The organism is Victivallis vadensis (genome assembly GCF_003096415.1).
GTDB classification, from domain to species: Bacteria; Verrucomicrobiota; Lentisphaeria; order Victivallales; family Victivallaceae; genus Victivallis; species Victivallis vadensis.
The window spans coordinates 1-19,045 of the sequence record NZ_QEKH01000056.1 but is presented as its reverse complement, the minus strand read 5'-3'; the positions used below and the strand labels follow the sequence as shown (position 1 = coordinate 19,045).

Annotated in this window: 13 protein-coding genes; 10 read left to right on the top strand and 3 right to left on the bottom strand. The window is 57.0% G+C overall.

From position 1 onward, the window contains the following. From C8D82_RS19760 to C8D82_RS20905, 4 genes are all read left to right on the top strand, one after another. On the top strand, positions 1 to 1,095 hold a 1,095-nt coding region (locus C8D82_RS19760), incomplete at its 5' end, for an RHS repeat-associated core domain-containing protein (protein ID WP_207776201.1). Further along, the gene (locus C8D82_RS20910; protein WP_133245309.1) at positions 1,092 to 1,547 is read left to right on the top strand and encodes a hypothetical protein; all 456 of its coding nucleotides are present in this window, start codon (positions 1,092 to 1,094) and stop codon (positions 1,545 to 1,547) included. The genes C8D82_RS19760 and C8D82_RS20910, both read left to right, overlap by 4 nt. Positions 1,548 to 1,980: 433 nt before the next feature. Then, positions 1,981 to 3,255 carry an RHS repeat domain-containing protein gene (locus tag C8D82_RS19755; RefSeq protein WP_116886017.1) on the top strand — a complete coding sequence of 425 codons (1,275 nt, stop codon included), beginning with the start codon at positions 1,981 to 1,983 and terminating at the stop codon, positions 3,253 to 3,255. 74 nt (positions 3,256 to 3,329) lie between these two features. Next, positions 3,330 to 3,890, top strand: coding sequence for a hypothetical protein (locus tag C8D82_RS20905; protein ID WP_133245308.1), 561 nt, complete (start codon positions 3,330 to 3,332; stop codon positions 3,888 to 3,890). A gap of 360 nt (positions 3,891 to 4,250) precedes the next feature. Here the strand turns inward: C8D82_RS20905 and C8D82_RS22235 are convergent, their stop codons facing one another. Further along, entirely contained in the window at positions 4,251 to 4,373 is a 123-nt protein-coding gene (locus C8D82_RS22235) for a hypothetical protein (RefSeq protein ID WP_261798384.1), read from the bottom strand. A gap of 1,665 nt (positions 4,374 to 6,038) precedes the next feature. Here C8D82_RS22235 and C8D82_RS19750 point away from each other — a divergent pair. Next, the gene (locus tag C8D82_RS19750) at positions 6,039 to 7,058 is read left to right on the top strand and encodes a GntR family transcriptional regulator (RefSeq protein WP_116886016.1); all 1,020 of its coding nucleotides are present in this window, start codon (positions 6,039 to 6,041) and stop codon (positions 7,056 to 7,058) included. A gap of 9 nt (positions 7,059 to 7,067) precedes the next feature. Here the strand turns inward: C8D82_RS19750 and hydG are convergent, their stop codons facing one another. Next, on the bottom strand, positions 7,068 to 8,486 hold the full coding sequence (gene hydG / locus C8D82_RS19745; protein WP_116886015.1) for a [FeFe] hydrogenase H-cluster radical SAM maturase HydG: 1,419 nt from the start codon (positions 8,484 to 8,486) through the stop codon (positions 7,068 to 7,070). Between the two features lie 2 nt (positions 8,487 to 8,488). Then, positions 8,489 to 8,794, bottom strand: a complete 306-nt coding sequence (locus tag C8D82_RS19740) for a TM1266 family iron-only hydrogenase system putative regulator (protein ID WP_116886020.1) — start codon at positions 8,792 to 8,794, stop codon at positions 8,489 to 8,491. A gap of 489 nt (positions 8,795 to 9,283) precedes the next feature. Between C8D82_RS19740 and C8D82_RS19730 the strand changes: the two genes are divergently transcribed. The 5 genes from C8D82_RS19730 to C8D82_RS19710 all read left to right on the top strand — a co-directional run bounded on the left by C8D82_RS19730 (position 9,284) and on the right by C8D82_RS19710 (position 18,702). Next, the gene (locus C8D82_RS19730) at positions 9,284 to 10,396 is read left to right on the top strand and encodes a substrate-binding domain-containing protein (protein WP_165833221.1); all 1,113 of its coding nucleotides are present in this window, start codon (positions 9,284 to 9,286) and stop codon (positions 10,394 to 10,396) included. A gap of 26 nt (positions 10,397 to 10,422) precedes the next feature. Continuing rightward, positions 10,423 to 11,061 carry a DUF1559 family PulG-like putative transporter gene (locus tag C8D82_RS19725; RefSeq protein ID WP_116886019.1) on the top strand — a complete coding sequence of 213 codons (639 nt, stop codon included), beginning with the start codon at positions 10,423 to 10,425 and terminating at the stop codon, positions 11,059 to 11,061. Then, complete coding sequence (locus tag C8D82_RS19720) at positions 11,058 to 14,285, top strand: cellulase family glycosylhydrolase (RefSeq protein ID WP_116886012.1); 3,228 nt, start codon at positions 11,058 to 11,060, stop codon at positions 14,283 to 14,285. Before C8D82_RS19725 ends, C8D82_RS19720 begins: the two co-directional genes overlap by 4 nt. 93 nt (positions 14,286 to 14,378) lie before the next feature. Continuing rightward, positions 14,379 to 15,089, top strand: a complete 711-nt coding sequence (locus tag C8D82_RS22230) for a prepilin-type N-terminal cleavage/methylation domain-containing protein (RefSeq protein WP_207776200.1) — start codon at positions 14,379 to 14,381, stop codon at positions 15,087 to 15,089. A 16-nt stretch (positions 15,090 to 15,105) separates the two neighbouring features. Continuing rightward, positions 15,106 to 18,702, top strand: a complete 3,597-nt coding sequence (locus C8D82_RS19710) for a sugar-binding protein (protein WP_165833220.1) — start codon at positions 15,106 to 15,108, stop codon at positions 18,700 to 18,702. Positions 18,703 to 19,045 lie beyond the last annotated feature (343 nt).

Sequence of the window (19,045 nt, the reverse complement as noted above, 5' to 3'; positions counted from 1 at the left end):
AAGGTGATGCAGGTAGCCGAAAACGGCAAGACCACGCAGAGTTACAGCTACGACATCAGCGGCCAGCTCGCGACCGCCGACTACGGAGCCGGCAAGGAAACCTTCCTGTGGGACGGCCTCGCGCTGTTGAGCCGCAACAACCTCAAGTACGTGAACGAACCCGCCGTGACCGGAGGCAATCCGATCCTCGCCGGAGACAAGATGCTCTTCGACGACATGCTCGGCAACACCCTCGGAGTAAAAGACGGCGAAAAGTTCAGCGCCATCGACCGCGATGCCTTCGGCGAACTCAAGCCCGGCGAAAAGCCCAACCTCTCCGTAAACTTCTTCACCGGCAAGCCCGAAATCGACGGGTTGGGGTATAGCTTCCTGTTCCGCAACTACCGCGCCGATCTCGGCAAGTGGCAGACCAGCGATCCGCTCGGATATCCTGATGGATGGAACAATCTGACATATTGTAACAATGCTAGTACAGTAGCTTTTGACTCTCTTGGACTCGCTCAAGGATATTGCATTGATTATGTTCCCACTGGAAATTATGACCCATACACAGGAGATCCTATTACTACTCCTACAATTGTAACATGCTCGAAAGACAAATGGAATAATTTTGATTTTACAGCACATTATTTTGTAGGTAACGGAGCAGAAAGAACACTGACAAGCATGGGATTAAAGAGTGCAGTCTGGGAGGTCATTGAAAAGTCTGTTCTTTACCGCAAAGGTGGCTTGGAAGATCAGCTAAATGAGTTAGCGCGATCTGCAGTTAATACAAGTTACAAAACAGGAAGTGTTACTTTACCTACTTATAACACTCGCAATACTTATGACTTCTCAGAGGCAAGTTGGCCTATAAGGAAAGCTACATTAATGACGGCTAGTAGAATCAGCGTTTCTTGGTCATTTGATGAAGCCCGCCAAGTATTTGATTATACCTTTACAGGCGGAATTGATTTTACTTTTCATGATGTATTTTCAGATCCCGCAGATTTAGATTCATTCGGACTGGATCGTTTGGATTTTCCACATTCTAATCCATTTATAATCACTGATAATTGGTCTGTTACTACAAGTGGAAGTGGATACATAGAATGAAACTCTTGCTATGTTGTTTAACTTTGGCCTTTCTAGGCATGGGATGTCAAAAGCAAAAAGCTCTACTTAATGGTTATTGTTGGAAAGAAATTGCACCAAATGAAACAATTATAATTAACCATAATGGAGAAAGAATCATAGGCCCAGGTCTAATTGAACTTTGGGGTAAATACCCTTATATTTTTGGAAGCGATGGTACAGGAAAGTATTTTATTCTTAATATGAATAAACATACATTACTATCCTTTGATTCTAAAGATAAATTTTCAATAGCTCTCAAGAAAAATTCATTACCTGACTTTTTCCCGCGAGTGTCATCTACAACAAGAGTATATTCAAATTCTCGATCAGTAAACTTATATGATCTTACTGATTCACAAAGAGATAAAACAAGAAGTGATCAATTTGAAGATGAATTACAAGAAAAGGAAGCGCAAACCATACTAAATTAACAAATTACAATTACTCTTATTTATTACTTTTTAATTATATAGGAAATGATTCTCCGGGAAACAATCCTCGGAAGTGTTGATTAAAAACTTTGTCTGTCCGCCGGAATGCGATCCGGCACCACCTCCGCAGCACCCTGCGATCCAGACAGTCGCAGGCATCGCCGCACGGCGGACAGACTCCTTCAGAGTGCGGAGCGGAATACGCCGAGCCGATCAGACAGTGGGCAACCGGAATGGGGATACCGGTCATTGCTTCGGGGGAACAGAAGCTCGAAACCGCTTCGCTCCGTACTCTAAAGGAATTTCCCCGGCATGGGGAGAACTCAAAACACAATATAAATTTTAATTCATGAAGATATTTCAGTTGCAAAAATGCTGTAAAAGGGTTATGATGTTTACAGAAGCCCTCAACATGACCCGGAGGTAAATAACAATGATGTTGCAAAGTTCAACAATCCGGCAAAGAAAAGCCCCACCACCCGGCATATACGACCCGGCGGGCAATATCCTGAGCAAGACCGTCGCGGGCAAGACCACGACCTACACCTACGACAAGGCGAACCAGCTGGTCAGCAGCAAGAATGCCGACGGCAAGGTCACGAAGTACGAATACGACGCGGCGGGCCGGATGATCAAAGAGGGCGAAAAGACCTTCGCCTACGGCTGGCTGGACAAGGTGATGCAGGTAGCCGAAAACGGCAAGACCACGCAGAGTTACAGCTACGACATCAGCGGCCAGCTCGCGACCGCCGACTACGGCGACAGCAAAGAAACCTTCCTGTGGGACGGCCTCGCGCTGCTGAGCCGCAACAATCTCAAATACGTGAACGAACCCGCCGTGACCGGAGGCAATCCGATCCTCGCCGGAGACAAGATGCTCTTTGACGACATGCTCGGCAACACCCTCGGTGTCAAGGACGGCGAAAAGTTCAGCGCCATCGACCGCGACGCCTTCGGAGAACTCAAGCCCGGCGAAAAGCCCAACCTCGCCGTAAACTTCTTCACCGGCAAGCCCGAGATCGACGGACTCGGCTACAGCTTCCTGTTCCGCAATTATCGCGCGGATTTAGGCAAGTGGCAGACCATCGATCCAGCAGGTTATCCTGACGGATGGAACAATCTGGCGTACTGTAATAACGGCTTTACAACAAGTGTTGACCCTCTTGGCTTGGAAATTGAATTCAAGATTACCGGAGCTTCAAACTATAATGATACCTCAAATGGAGTCAATGTCACAGGAGAAACTGGGGGAAGGCTTTATAGACTTAAAGTAACAACCAATTGCTCTCCGAGTTCTTCAGGTTGGAGTAGTTCCATTACTGTCTCAGTTAGTGCCAATGGTACTGTTTACACTCGTGACAGCAATGGAAACGAATGGAAACAAGATGTAAGTGGAACAGGTTCAACTTCCATAACTTTCACCAGTGGGCTTGATGGTATAAATTCAAGTTCCTCCAACGGTTATGATATAACATTAAGTCATAAGGGTGGCCAAAAATCAACTGGTTTCTCTACCACTTTAACTCTCAATGTTAGCGGTATTACTTGGAACAGTAAACCAAATGCCGATAAATATATTTATGGCACAATGAAAGTAGCACTTGGTGTCTCAGACGCTAATATTGCAGCAGGAGGAAAAGATAAAAATTCAGAGTTCACCAATAAAGGTCAAACTATTTTTAGCATCTCCGTGAGAAAACCTGAATAACAATTTTTTATGCTCCCTATTAGGGTAATAGGGAGCATAAAAATAAATTTTTATAATAAAACAATTACAATATAATGAAATTAATAATATATATTATACTTCTTCTGTTTACTGGAGAAATATATGCAGGAGCTCTTCCTTTATTATTCAAAGTCAATTTTAAGAACTTAGAAACAGATAAATTATTTTCACAAAAAAACTTAAACTTCTCTGTACAAACCAGTACAATAATAAATTCAAATACAAACGAATGGAACAAAGATTTAAAATTAGAAATAATTGCCAAAAGCCAGTTATGTTATAACTTTTTTAATTTTCCAAACCAATTCGAGTCCTTTGAACTTGTTCAACCCGTAACCTCTACTACAACAATAACCTTCTCTGAAGGTCTGTCAAATACTATCAATTTGAGTTCTTCTAATGGTTATTTATTAAATTTAACTCAAGCTGGAATTTTCCAACAAGAAATATATGTTGAAGTTGAACGTCCTCAATGGGAAGAAAATAATTTACCAAGCAACTTTAAAGTAAATATTTTCTATTCTTCCGTTTTACTGCTGATAAATGAAAAATTATTTATTCTTGAGCCAAATATCCCAAAACAAATCATTAAGATTGATTTGCTAAAGAAATAGAAAACACTTGGCTATTATAGCTGATTTAAGCTTATGAGAATAGTTCTCCGGGCAATAATTCCTGGAAGTGTTGATTAAAAATTTGTCTGTCCGCCGGCACGCGATCCGGCATCACCTCCGCAGCAACCTGCGATCCTGACAGTCGCAGGCATCGCCGCACGGCGGACAGACTCCTTCAGAGTACGGAGCGGAATATGCCGAGCCGATCAGACAGTGGGCAACCGGCATGGGGATACCGGTCATTGCTTCGGGGGAACAGAAGCTCGAAACCGCTTCGCTCCGTACTCTAAAGGAAATTCCCCGATACGGGGAAAGGCTGATTTGAAAATTTTTGTTTGTCCGCCGGTACGCGATCCGGCATCACCTCCGCAGCAACCTGCGATCCTGACAGTCGCAGGCCTCGCCGCACGGCGGACAGACCTCTTTGGAGTACGGAGCGAACTGTTTCAGGTCGATGGAGCTGTGAATGTAAGAGGATGTCATTCACTGTTCGGGAGAAGCGGAAACCCGAAACCGTACCGCTCCGTACTCCAAAGAGATTTCCCCGCTGCGGGGGAAATTCCGGGAACATCCCGGAAAGGCTGATTTGAAAATTTTTGTTTGTCCGCCGAGGAACGAAACGTCACCTCTGGAAGAAAGAATTTCGATTTATTTATTCGGTCGCTCCCGGGTGGGAGCGGCTATTCCGAAAGTCGTTACCGTTTCGCGAATCGGCGGACAAACTCTTTCGGAGTACGCAGCGGTCTCTTTTCCGGAATCGCGGCGGAATGTAAAAGGAGATAGCGTTCACGCCCGGGGATGCCGGGCCCGACACCGGCACCGCTGCGTACTCCAAAAGAATTTTTCGCAGACAACAGGCATGAATCCACCCAAAAATATTCAAAGTATTATATCATTTTCAAAAATATTAAGATATTTCAATTGTAATTTATCCATAAAAGTGTTATTCTATTTATAGAAAACTTCAGCAAATTAAAAACTGAAATCCGGGAAGTCATGACTGCAGCCTCTGTTCCCCGGAAATGTCGGGAGAAATCCCGAAAGCGCTGATTTAAATTGTTGTTTGTCCGTCGATGAGCGGTACGTCACCTCTGGAAGAAAGAATTTCGATTTATTTATTCGGTCGCTCCCGGGTGGGAGCGGCTATTCCGAAAGTCGTTACTGTTCCGCAAGTCGGCGGGCAAACATATTTTTGTTGTTTGTCCGCCGGGAAATACTCCGGCACCTCCCTCCACACCCCACGGCAGATGCTACAAGTCTTGTACCGATGGACAAACTTTTTTCCGAAGCAGCAGCGGCAAAGTGCCGGCGGCAAGGTGCCGCTGCCGGGTGCGCACGCCAATGCCCCTCCGGGGGGCGTGCGGGCTGCCAGTACAGGCTGAGCATCGGTTGGTCGGCAGAACCGTTTACACGGCGCACAATAAGTGCGGCGGGCGGCAAGATACCGCTGCCGGGTGCGGCGGCAAGGTGCCGCTGCCGGGTGCGCACGCCAATGCCCCTCCGGGGGGCGTGCGGCGGCTAACTTTTGCAAGGCAAAGGTCGGTCTCCATAGCCACTTTCGCGGCGCACAATAAGCGCGGTCAGCGCCGCGAACGCATGTGAGGGAATTACTTGCCACTGGCAAGTAACGAGGAACGGTAGTGACGAAGCCGAACGTAGTGAGCGAAGCCCCCCCTGGCGTAGCCCGCAACGCGGGCGTTGAAGGGGTTGGCCGCCGCAGGCGGACAAGTAAGCGGCGAAGCCGCGCCCGCGAGCGGAAGTGCTTCGCAATCGGCCCGGCCCCCGCCACCGGCGAGGGGGTCCGGGGGACGTGCGCGACGTCCCCCGGAGCCATCCGCAGGCCGGAGGTCCGGCGCTCACTACCCTCCGGGCACCCTGCATGTTCTTGCGCTCAAAAGTTGTTACCCTCCGGGCACCTTGCCCGCTCTTGTTGCAATGCAAAGTTCAGATATAAAACTTACGCGCGATTTGAAAGCGGAGATCAATCTCCGCACTCCAAGGCAGCCGCCCGGCATTACCGGCATTGTACCCACGGACTGCCGCCGGCCCGGAATGAAAAAATCGCCGGTCTTATGGAATTTCCCGTCTTGAACGGTTATTGTAAGGAAAAGACATCAACTCATCCTGAATGCCCCGGAGCAGAAAACGATGACGCAATTGACCGAACAGATCCGGCAACAGCTGGTAACTGATATTCTGGAAGGACGCTATGTGCCCGGTTCCGCGTTTCCGACCGAACTGGAGACGGCGGAACGGTTCCGCGTCAGCCGCGTGACCGTCCGCCGCGCTTACGGCGCGCTGGAGGAAGCCGGCATCATCGTGCGGCGGCGGCGGGTCGGAACCGTAGTCAACGACCGGTTCGCGGCCGCGACCGGCCCGATCCGGGTGCTCGGCGCGATCCTGCCGCTCAACGACTCGTTTTCCCGGGACTTCCTGAAAACGATCTGCGCCGAAGCAAGCAAGCAGGGCGTGATGACCGTGCTGGAACCCGGCGGCGACTCCGGGGAAGAGCAGAGCCGCGCCGCATTGCGCCTCGCCGCCGGCGGAGTGCGCAACATCGTGGTGTGGGGAGTTGACCGGAAGCTCGATTTCGGACTCTTTCACCGGCTGCGGGTGCTTGGCGTGAATCAGGTGTTCTTCGACCGGATCCTTCCGGGAGAGTTCGCCGATTATGTCGGGCTGGACAACCGGGGCGCCCTCGAAACCCTGATTGATTGCGCGGTCAAAGACGGAGCCGCCGACTTCATATTCCTCGATGCCGCCGGGCTGGATGTGGACTCCCAGCGCGAGCGGCGCGAAAGTTTCATCGCCGTTTGCCGTAAACGAAAACTGCCGCATCGGATTCTCGAACTGCCGTGGGCGGAGGTACTGCACGAAACGGGGAACTACGGCTGCGATGAATTTTTCCGCACCCTCCCCCGGCAAAAAACCGTTGCGCTGTTCGGCGGCAACGGCCAGCTCGCCCATGTGCTGACCGGCCGCGTGCCCGCCAACTGCCGTTTCTACACCGTCGACGGCGGCCCCGCCGAAATCACCTCCTATACCCAGCCGATGCACAAAATGGCCGAAGCGTGCTTCGCCGCGCTCGACCGCCAGCGCAAGGCGGGAGCACGCTGGACCGCGCGCGACTACCGGCTGCCCGGCGAACTTCACCGCCCGGCGCGGTAGCCGCTGCCGTCAGAAACGGAAGTCGCGCTTGCCGTCGTGCAGCTCTTTTAAGTGTTCTTTGGCGATTTCGCGCACCTTGTCGTTGGTGATGCGCGGAATTTCGGCGGCGATCACCTGTTCGCCTTTTTTCTGAGTGTCCGGCGAGGCGTAATCCTCCAGATACTCCTTGAGCGTCATCAGCGCGTTGGGCTGGCAGCAGTTCGCGATCTGGCCGGATTTCACCAGATGCATGAAACGGTCGCCGGTGCGCCCCTCCCGGTAGCAGGCGGTACAGAAGCTCGGGATGTAACCGAGGTCGAGCAGCCAGTTCACCACCTGATCGAGCGTGCGGTTGTCGCTGACGTCGAACTGGGCGGAATTCTCCTCCTCGGTTTCGGGAGTCACATAGCCGCCGACGCTGGTGCGGGAACCGCCGGAAATCTGCGACACGCCCAGTTTCAGCACCCGTTCGCGGGCCGCTTTCGATTCGCGCGTCGAAATGATCAGCCCGGTATACGGAACCGCAATGCGCAGGATCGCAACGATCTTTTCAAACACATCGTCACTGATCGCATTGGAGAAATTCTCCGGGTCGATGTCGTCGGCGCGGCGGATGCGCGGCACACTGATCGTGTGCGGGCCGACGCCGTGAACCGCCTCAAGGTGTTCGGCGTGCATCAGAATCCCGACGAAATCGTACCGGTAGAGGTTCAATCCGAACAGCACGCCGCAGCCGACGTCGTCGATCCCCCCCTCCATCGCCCGGTCCATCGCCTCGGTGTGGTAGGCGTAGTCGTGTTTCGGCCCGGTCGGGTGCAGCTCCTCGTAGGCCTTCTTGTTGTAGGTCTCCTGAAACAGGATGTACGTGCCGATGCCGGCATCCTTGAGCTTGCGGTAGTTTTCGACCGTGGTCGCGGCGATGTTCACGTTCACGCGGCGGATCGCGCCGTTTTTGTGCTTGATCGAATAGATGGTTTTAATGCTCTCAAGCACGTATTCGATCGGGTTGTTCTTCGGGTCCTCGCCGGTTTCGAGCGCGAGCCGCTTGTGCCCCATGTCCTGCAGCGCGACCACCTCGGCGGCGATCTCCTCCTGCGTCAGCTTCTTGCGGCGGATGTGGGTGTTGCTGCGGTGGTACGGACAGTAGGTGCAGCCGTTGATGCAGTAGTTCGACAAATAAAGCGGCGCGAACATCACGATCCGGTTGCCGTAGAACTTCTGCTTGATCTCCCGCGCCAGCTCGAACATCTTTTCGATCTCATCCGGCAGGTCGCATTCGAGCAGCACCGCCGCCTCGCGGTGGGAAAGCCCTTTGCACTCCTTCGCCTTCTCCAGGATCGAATCGATCAGCTCCCGGTTATGGCGGTTTTCGTGCGCGTACTTCAGTGTTTCCCGGATTTCACCGTCGTCGATGAACTCCTCGGCCTTGAGTGATTTCGGATTGTACATATTCAGTTCCCGTTTCCATGGTTGGTTGATTTGCACTGATTCTCCGCCTTCGCCGGAGAGGCCGGCAGTTTGGCGTACAACGTCTTCACGCTGACCCCCGGCACCATTCCGAGCTTGCCCGACAGAGAGCTGATCACGTCGGAGGGCGCGTCGATCGCAACGCTGATGATGCAGATCCCCTGCTGCCGGTACGGCACGCCCATGCGGCTGATGATCCAGTCGACGTATTCATGCAGGATGCGGTTGATTTCCGCGGCGGCGGCAACGTCTTCGACGATGATTCCGACCAGCGCGATCCGGTTTTCCATCTTTTCTTCCTCCGACATAAAAAAAATCCCCGGGATGCGCCTGAAGCAGGGCCATGCCGGGGACAGTAAGATACACGCCGAAAGAACGCGCCGACTGTTCACGCACCGCCTTACCGCTCGGGAACAACCCCCTTGCAAACTTCAGAACGATCCGCCGATTCCAATTTTCCAGAATTCCTCTCTCAAGGTCAGGCAGGGCCTTTCCTTTTGAGAATCATTCTTATTATAACACTTTTCCCCCTCTATTGCAAGCCGTTTCCGGAAGAAAACGGCGATTTCAGGCCGTCCCGAACCGGCTCCGGCGAAAATCCGGTTCCTTTTCTTCCGCGGTTCCATCCCGGCACCTATTCCTCATTCGGCACATAAACTGTTCAAAAAACGGTACGTTTTTCCGGTTTTACGACCCAATCTTACATCCATCCCTTGCAGATCCGCCCTTTTTCTGTCATAATTATAACTGAAAAAAAAGGACAGCACATGGAGACTTCAATGAACTATCACGGAAAAAGCGGCAGGCTCACTGAACTTTTCCTCGGCGACCTCGCCGCGGAACGCTTCAGCCCGGAAGAGTACCTGCCCTCCGAACAGAAACTGGCCGAACATTACCAGGCCAGCCGCAACACCATCCGCCGGATCATCGGCAATCTGCTCGACGACGGCACCCTGACCCGCTGCGACAACCACCGCGTGCGCATCAACCCCGAAAAGTATCACGAGCTGAAAGCCGCGCGCGCTGTTCCGAGACAGATTACGCTCGCTTTCGCCTACGCCGCCTATCCCGACGCGATGATTTCCGATGTGCTCGCCGGGCTTAAGCGATACACTGCCGAACATGATCTGCGGCTCCAGCAGCTCACCAGCCCGACCGGACACGAACCGATGCTCCGCGCCCTCGCCCACGCCGGTTCACTCGGCATCGACGGAGTATTGGTGCTGCCCTATTTCATGGAGGAATATGTGAACGTGATCAACCGCCTCGCCGACTCCGGCGTCGCGGTCGCCACCCTCAGCGAACTGCCCGGAACCCATTGCAGCAGCATCTGCAGCGACGACTACAGCGGAGCATTCGCAGCCGTGAACCGCCTGATCGGGAAATACAACCGCCCGGTCCACTTCTTCGGACCGCGCGGAGAAGCCTCCAGCACCCTCGACCGTTACAACGCCTACTGCCGCGCGATGACCGAAGCCGGTTTCGACCGGGAAATCAAAACCCACACTTCGGAAATCCAGGCCTACGGCAAAGACCCCGAATCCTGGACGCTGGAGGACAAGCAGGAGCGCACCGCCGAACTCGCGGAAGCCTTCCTGAAAAAGCTGAAGCCCCCCGCCAGCATCTTCTGCATCAACGACTACATGGCGCAGGGAATCTACCGCGCCGCCAAACGGCTCAGGCTCGAAATCGGCCGCGACCTGACAGTGACCGGATTCGACGACCTGCCGATGGCCCGCCGCCTCACGCCGCCCCTGACCAGCGTCCGCAGCCCGCAGGGCGAAGTCGGCTACCAGGCCGCCGCGCTGCTGCACCGGCTGGTCGCGGGCGAACTGAACATCCCCGTCCATCTGCGCGTGCCGATGGAAGTGATCGAACGAGCCTCCTGTTAACCATAATCATACGGAAAAGTCAAACCATGAGAAAGCAAATTTTCACCCTCATTGAGCTGCTCATCGTGATCGCCATCATCGCAATCCTCGCGGCCATGCTGCTGCCCGCGCTGAACAAGGCGCGCGAAAGCGCCAAAACGACCTCCTGCGTCAACAACCTCAAACAAATCGGCATGGCGCTGGATATGTATGTATCAGACAACAACGATTTCCTGCCGCACCGTTACGGCGACCAGCCGCGCCGCGCCGTTTCCGACTGGCACAAACCGATCGGACTCGGCCTGCTGACTCCCCGCTACCTTCCCAGCATCAACGGCACCACCGATACCGCCACCGACGGCTGCGGTTCCAACCGGGGCAAGTGGATCAAATGCGCCGGCAATACCGCCGACAATATAAAGACCAATAATTTCAGCGACTATAACTATATGCTGCTCAATGACTATCAGCGCAAAAACAAAATGATCGGCATTCATCCGGTCTACAAAACCAGTTGGAGCCGCGTTCCGATCGTGCAGGACGAAGCCAACGCCAACGGGGGCGACTACCGCAAGAAAGTGCACAACAACGGCCTCAACGCCCTCTATTACGACGGCCATGTCGGCCATATTCCCTACACCCGTTACGGCATCAAGAACCGGTTTGAGGATTGTATCGAAAAATGAAGAAAAGAATCACCGCCATTCTGGCTTTCTGCGGCATCTTCGCACTGGGGGCCTCCGCCGGCTGGGAGCAGGAGCGGGATGACGCCGCCCGGCTGCGCAGCGAAGCCGAACGCTCCCCCCGGACCACCCCCTACCGCCTCGGCGGCGAAACCATTCCGGCGACGCCGGAGCTGGCAGTCAACATCCATAAACTCGACGACCCGACTGCGGAACTGCTGAAGAAAGCAAACTTCAAAACCGTCCGCCAGACCATTTACTGGTATCGGTATGAGAAAACGCCCGGCGTCTACGACGAGGCGGAGCTGAAACGGCTCGATGAACGCATGGCGCTCTACCGCAGGCACGGCCTGACGCCGCTGGTCATGATCCACGGCAACGCGCCGGGCGCAAACTTTGCGAACCGCCTGGAATCCTACCGCCGGTTCGGCGCATTCACGGCGATGCTGGCGAAACGGTATCCCGACGTGCGCTATTTCCAGCTCTGGAACGAGATGGATGGAGCTTTCACCGATCTCTTCGGCGCCCGCACCCCGAAACTGCCGATGGCGGAACGGGGAAAATATTATGCCGAAATGCTCAAAATCGTGACCCCGATGATCCGCGCCGCCAACCCGGCCGCGCTGATCGTGACCGGCGGCATGACCAACTGGACGGAATTCCCCGCCGCACTCTATGAAAATGGCGCAAAAGAGTACTTCGACATCATGGCCGTACATACTTACGGCATGCCGGTCACGTGGGCATTCATCAGCCGGGGCGTGAAGCTGCGCCGCCTGATGGATCAGCATGGCGACCGCGATAAACCGCTCTGGAATACCGAGTTCGGAGTCAGCGCCGAAGCGATGATCCGCGCCTGGGGCATCCCGAAGGAAAATGCGCTGGAGTATTTCGACGATAAACAGGCCTCCCAGCTCAATGAATGCGTCGCATTCAACCGCAAGGCGCGAGTATTCAGCAAATATTTCATCTATGCCTGGCACGCCGGTTCCGAAGCGCCGAAAGACGTAAAAGAAAAGCTGTCGCAACAGCTTCCCGGCGTAAATTTCGACGATATCAGCTTCAGCCTCATTCGGAAAGACGGCACGCCGCGCCGTTTCCTGAAGGAATTGATTGAAGCCACCCGAAAAACATCTGCCGGACGGGAAAACGGTGGGATTGCGGTGGAAAACGGCAGATTGATCCGCAACAGCGAACCGTTTTTTCCGGTCGGGCTGGTGTTCGGCCGGACCGACGAGGCGATGCAACGGGCAAAAGCGGCGGGGTTCAACAGCATCCATCAGGAGTACAGCCTCCGAGACGTGCTGCCGGACGGACCGGACACCGTCAGCGAAGCAGGCGTGCAGCGCATCCGTGACCTGCATGAAACCGCCCGCCGCAACGGCATGGTGCTGTTTCCGCAGCTAACCGGACATTACATTCCCGGCTGGCTTGCTGAAACCGCCGGTCCGGCGCCGGTTGATCCGAACGGTAAAAAAATCGGACTGTGGTTCCGCCACAGCCTCCACGACCCGGTCTATCAAAAGGCGCTCGAAACCTTCTGGCGCACCGTCGCCCGGGAGGTCGGCGACGATCCCGACTGCGCCCTGTTCGTCAGCTGGAACGAACCCGCCTACGGGCTGGACGCCACGCCCGCCGCCCTCGCCGCCTGGCGCGCCGCCATGAAAAGGGAATACGGCAACATCGGAAAGTTCAATGCCGCGATGGGAACCAATTTCAGGAGCTTCGCCGAACTCGCGCCGCCGAAAACGCCGGATGAAAACCGGACTTTTTTCTACCACTGGTTCCGCTACAACCAGCAGGCGTTCGCCGACTTCTTCGCACGGCAGCGGTCGATCCTCAAGGAAGAGGCCCCCGGCATCAGGGTCACCGGCAAGCATCCGGTCACCGCATTGCTCGGCGACGCATTGTACTGCAACGACATCGCGCTTCAGGCCACGACGCAGGACGTGTATGGCTGCGACTCCTACAACGGCTCGCTGCTGCACTATCGCGACGCGATGGAAGCGGCGCGCAGCCTCTCCGGCGGCGGCCCGGTGATCTCCTATGAAACCCACGCCCAGAAAGGGCTTCCGCCGTTGAAAGGCGAACATGCGGCCCTGCAGCTTTTCACCCAGATTCTGGGCGGCTGCCGCGGCATCTTCTTCTACTGCAACGGCGATGTTCCCGGTTTCGGCTTTTTCAACGACAAGGCGACGCCGCCGGAAGTGCGCGAAAAGCTGACCGCGTTTTTCCGGCTGGTCAACACCCACCAGAAAGAGTTTTCACTGCCGCGCGCCCAAGCCGATATCGCGGTGCTGCTCTCCAACGCCGCATCGCTCCACTACGGCAGCGATGCGGACCCGGCGAAGCGCGACGAATACACCCGGCGGGTTTCGCAGACTTATGACCTGATCCGCAACCAGCACTTCGCCGTCGACTTCATTTCGGAGAGCCAACTGCCGGAAAAACTCGGCAATTACAAGCTGCTGGTGATTCCATCCCGGTCGATCCTGACCGACGCGGAGCTGAAACTGCTGGAAACTTTCGTGAAGAAGGGCGGCAAACTGCTGGCGTTCGGCAAGGCGTTCGACCGTGACGAATCTTTCCGGCCCCGTCCCGTTCCGGCGGTGCTCGGCCTGAAACAGCGCGAACCCGCCCCGTGGAACCGGGGGCAGATGCGCCTCACCGAAGTCGTTCCCGCGCTGTATCCCTATTTTCCGACCGAACTGATCGTGCAGGAGCCGGAGCGGGTCAATCCCGTGCCGATGGAACAGTCGATTCCGGGTTACATTCCCGAAACGAAACTGGAGAAACACCTCCAGCTTGCCGCCAATCAGGACGCCTACGCCTCAATCGTGATGTCCGACGACGGGCAAGTGGTTTACTGCGCCTTCGACTCGCTGTACAGCACGGAACTCAGCCGCCTGCTCGGCGGGATTCTGGAAACCGGACTGGGAATCAACCGGGAGCTGCGGATCACCCGCCCGGGAAGCACCGACGAAGCCGTCGAACTCCTCGCCGCCGTGAACCGGCAGGGAACGGAAGCCGTATTGCTGTTCGCCAACTCCGGCCCGCTTGCCGGCCGCTGGGAAATCAATGCGCCGGCGGAATTCGACGGCGAATGGGAAGATATCGCGACCGGCCGGGAAATCACCATCCGGCAAGGCAGGACGCTGCTCGAACTTCCCCGCTGGGGTTATGCACTGTTCCGCCGGAAGGCGTCCGGCCATCCCGCATCCCGCTGAAACCGGAGTACAAATCAACATGGATTCGATATGACTTCACACCATTAATTATTCAGCCGTCAGTGCCGATTCATTCAACCACAGGAGAACCATATGAAAAGAAATTTTACTTTAATTGAGCTGCTCATCGTGATCGCCATTATCGCAATCCTCGCGGCCATGCTGCTGCCCGCACTGAACAAGGCGCGCGAAAAGGCGTATGCGAGCAGTTGCGCCAACATCCAGAAGCAGACCGGCAACGGCTTCATGCTCTATATGGGCGACAACCAGGACTTCTTCCCGTTGATGAATGCGGACGATCCCACTCTGAGCGGCGCCACGCTCGACACCTCCTACTCCGTCGAATGGTACGACGTGATCCTCCCCTACGTCAGCACCGCGGTCAAAGCCAATCCCGAAAAGGGGACCGGCAACACCGTCTATTCTTTCCTGATCTGCCCGGCCAACCGTGGCACCGCCGCCTTTCTTTCCAGCGGCGCGGACAAGTACGGCACCTACGCCTACAACGCGCGTTTCGTGCGCAAGAAAGCCACCAGCTTCAAACGTCTCTCCGCTTCCGCGATGATGATGGACAGCAACTGCTACATGTTCTACAACGGGCTCAACAATTCGTTGCAGTACATCGCCAAATTCGCCCACTTCCAGCCGATGATTCCCAACGGCCAGATGAACGCCCTGCACGGCGACGGCCATGTCGCCTCCTACCGGCTCGCGGAAGCCCTCGGCACCGGCCCTTACGCCAACGCCGACAGCGGCTACAACCGCAAATATTCCGTGCTGCTCGACCCGACCTCCACCAAGTAACGGAGCCAGATCCACCATGTACAGATACCTCATCTGCGCCGTCCTGCCGGCCGCGTTCGCGCTGTCCGCGGCCGACGTGAAAATCGAAGCCGCCGAGTACAGCTTCGGTTCCCCGGCGCTTCCGCTGGTGCTGCGCTTCGGCGCGGCGGACGGCCTCCGCTATACCCTGACGCTGACCGACACCTTCACCGGCAAGACGGCCGCGAAACAGGAAGGCCCGGTCACGGCGGAACGGCTCCCGCTGCGGCTGGAGCTGCCTTACGGCAGCTATCAGGCGAAACTCGAAGTCGCCGACGGCTCCGGCAGAAAGATCGCGGAGCAGACGCGCGGCTTCCGGGTGATGACCCGCAGCTGCGCCGAATACGCTTCGGAGGCGGAAAGAGAGTATGAATTCCGCTACGGCGTCCCCGGCGGCTGCAGCGACCACACCGCCCCCGCCGACTCCGAGGCGCTGGGGCGGCGCTGGTTCCGCTTTGAAAACCCGAACTGGAAGCACACCGAAACCGCCTCCGGCGTCTACGATTTCACCGCCCTGCGCCGCGCGGCGGAACGGTGGCGCCCCTTCCACGTGCGGCTCAATTCGCTGCAGGCGCTCTATCACCATCCCGCCTTTCACGATCCGACCGACCTGCCGGGCTTTTCGCGCGGTTACGGGCGCTATCTGCAGGCGATGGCCGCGGCGATGGCCGGAACCGTCGACGAACATGAACTCGGCAACGAGGACAACGGCGCGAACAAGAATCTCTACACCGAAGTCGGCCGCCACGGTTCGGCGGGCATCCGTTCCCGCCAGCCCTTCGCGGTGACCGGCAATTCAGGCACCGCCCATATCGACTACGGCTGGCTGGAACGGCAGGGAGCGCGCCGGCTCTTCGACACCGTCGACGCGCTGGCGATCCATCCCTACACCAACAACTCGACCTGCACGGAAGCCGCATCGCCGGAGGCGTTCCGGCTGGATGAACAGTTCCGCCGCCTCTACGACCTCGTCTTCCGCTACGGCGGCATGAAGGAGCTGTGGAACACCGAATTCGGCTGGCCCAACGGCGCAGCCGAACATGAGCGGCACCGCACCAACCTCTACATCCGCATGCTGATCTTCGGCGACGCCGCCGGGATGCGCATGCAGACCGTCTACAACTGGGACCGCGACTACAACACCGTGCATCACGCCGCCGGAGTCGCGCTGCACCAGTTCGCCCGCCGCCGGATGGGGACCCGCTTCGTCGGCCTGCTCCGCGATCCGGCCTGCGACTGTTACACCGCTGTCTACGAGGGGAGCGGCAAGGCCTTCGCGATCCAGTGGACGCCCGGCGAAAAGAGCTTCGCACCCACCATCGCCGGAACATACAGCGACCTGTTCGGCAATCCGGTCGAACAGCCGCAAATTTCCCGCAGCGTACTCTATATCGACGGGATCGGCGGCGACACGGTCCGGGCGGCAGCCGCCGCCCACGCCGGAGAGTGGGCGGAGCGTTTCAAAGCCAAGCTCAAACAGTTCCCCTCCCCCCGGTTCGCCTCCTTCACCGCGATCGCCCCGACCGACACCGCGAAACTGCGGAACGCGCTGCTGGCGCTGTCCGGTCAGTTCCACGCCCCCATTTCAAACACCGATCAGGCGCATTTCGCGTTCGCGCTGCGCTGGTATCTGGCGGCGGCCCGCTATTTTCCGGCGGGAACGGCGGAATGCGCATTTGATCCCGCCCCGGCGGAACAGCTGGTGCGCGAATTGAACCGAGACGGCCTCGACCTGCCTTCGGTGCGTTGGCTGCTCCGCACCGCCGACCGCATCCGGCTCGAACGCGATATGGCCGCCGGAAACCCGGAGTACCGGCAGGAGTGCGCGGCTGAGCTGGCCGTATTGCAGAAAGCAGTGGAGCTTTTCTGCCGCCACGGCGAACGGGTTCAGTTTGCGGTCTTCACCAACCTGTACCGGAAATCCGGCGACAAGTTCGAGGAGCGGCTGCAATTCGTGCCGACCCGCCCCACGCCGGTACAGTTCCGGGTCAGCAGCTATGCCGGGAAACCGCAGCGCGTGACCGTCCGCCCGCTGCTGCCCGCCGGCTGGAAGGGCGAAGCGGTCACGGTCGACGTTCCGGCGGAAGGAGAAGCGTGGGGAGAACTCATCCTGACCGCTCCCGGAGGAACCGGCGCGAAAGAGATTTCCGTCAGCACCGAAATCGCGGGAAAACCGGCCCGCATCACCACCTTCGACAACCTTGAATACATCCCGGCGGTCAACGTGTCAATCCCGCTGATCCCCCGCGATCCCGAGGTGCTCCCGGTGACCTTCTCGAATCAGGAGGCCCGCCCGGTCTCCGGCCGCGTAAAACTCAGCCCCGCCGGAGTCGGCGGCGCGCCGCTGGCGCTGGCCGGATTCCGGATCGGTCCCAACGCCTCCGAAACCGTGAAGCTGCGCCTGGCCCCGGATGAGTTCCGCCGCCTCGCGCAGTCCGGTTACAGCCTCGATGCCCGGCTCAGCCTCGACGACGGCCGCAAATTTGAAGTCGCCGGCATCGACGTCGACTTCGGAATCGCCGTCCGCATACCCGACGGTTTCCGGGCCGACGGCGACCTCTCCAAGTGGAATGGAGCGCTGCCGCTCAAATTGAACCGCGAGGAGTACGCCCGCGGCTCCTACGGCAACAGCTATTCGCAAAACGACCTGAGCGCCGTCACCTGGCTCGGCTGGAATGAAAAAAATCTCTGTTTTGCGGCCCGGGTCACCGATCAGGTGATCCATCAGGTCCACACCGGGGACGCGATGTGGACGCAGGACTCCATCCAGCTTCTGTTCGCCGCGGACGGCTCCGACCGGATCCGGGAGTTCATCATCGCCCAGACGCCGCAGGGAGCCGTCGTCTGGGACCAGACCGCCAAACGCACCGTCGCCGAAGCCCGACTGTTCGTAAACTACCGCAACGGCGAATTCATCTACGAACTTGCCCTGCCGTGGGAGTCGCTGGGCGGCCGGTGCCGCGACGCGGTCCGGTGCGGCAGCCTGCGCTATGCGATCGCGATCAATGACGACGACGTGCTGGTGTCGCGCCGCTATCTGGAGCGTTTCCCGAACACCGTGGTCAACAGCCGCCGCGTGGCGGCCTTCCCGGAGATCACCCTGTCGGCGCGCGGCCCGCAGCCCGTGGCACAGGAGGCGCCGGCCTTTCAGGAGGATTTCGCGGCCTACCCGGACGGAACCGTGCCGGAGGGGTGGCTTCACATGCACAGCGGCTATCCGACCGGAACCATCCGTGTCGCCGCCGGGCGGGGCGAACACGGCGGCAACGCGCTCCGAGTCGCCAATGAGCAACCGAACAAGCCGCACCACTTCTGCATCCTGACCGACGAACTGAAACTCGAACTGGGGGTGCGCTATGAGTTGCGGGTCCGCCTCCGGGGGAACGATATCGCCGGGGCGCAGGTCGGCATCTGCTCCGACGCCTACGGCAACCAGGATTTCCGCTATCTCAAGCTGCCGGAAAACCTGCCGGAGTGGACCACCCTCGCCACGGAGGCCAAAGGCGGCCAGACCGGCCGCCGCCGCGTAGTCATCCGCGCCGTGAACCGGGTCGGAGAACTCCTGATCGACCGGATCGAAGTAGTCCGCAAATAACATTCAACCGCTCGGCGGGGACGTGCAGTACGCGGCCCCGCCGTCGCCCCTGCCGTGAAGAGCGTATCCCGCACGGAGATGAACCGGCAGCGGAAGCGGTCGATCGCGATCCCCCGGAACCGTGCAAAGCGGTGTCCCCGGATGCTCCTGATGATCTTCCTGAAACCTGCCCTCGATTACATTTGCCGTTTTGTGCTGTTATTGCGCTGAAAAATGCGGGCAATTTCTCTGTTTTATACTATAATATACCTAAATCCGTGAAATAACAGGTAAAATTAAAGTTAAAACAGAGGCAAACCTCTTGGGTTGCAGTATATTACATGAGAATACAACATAACGAATG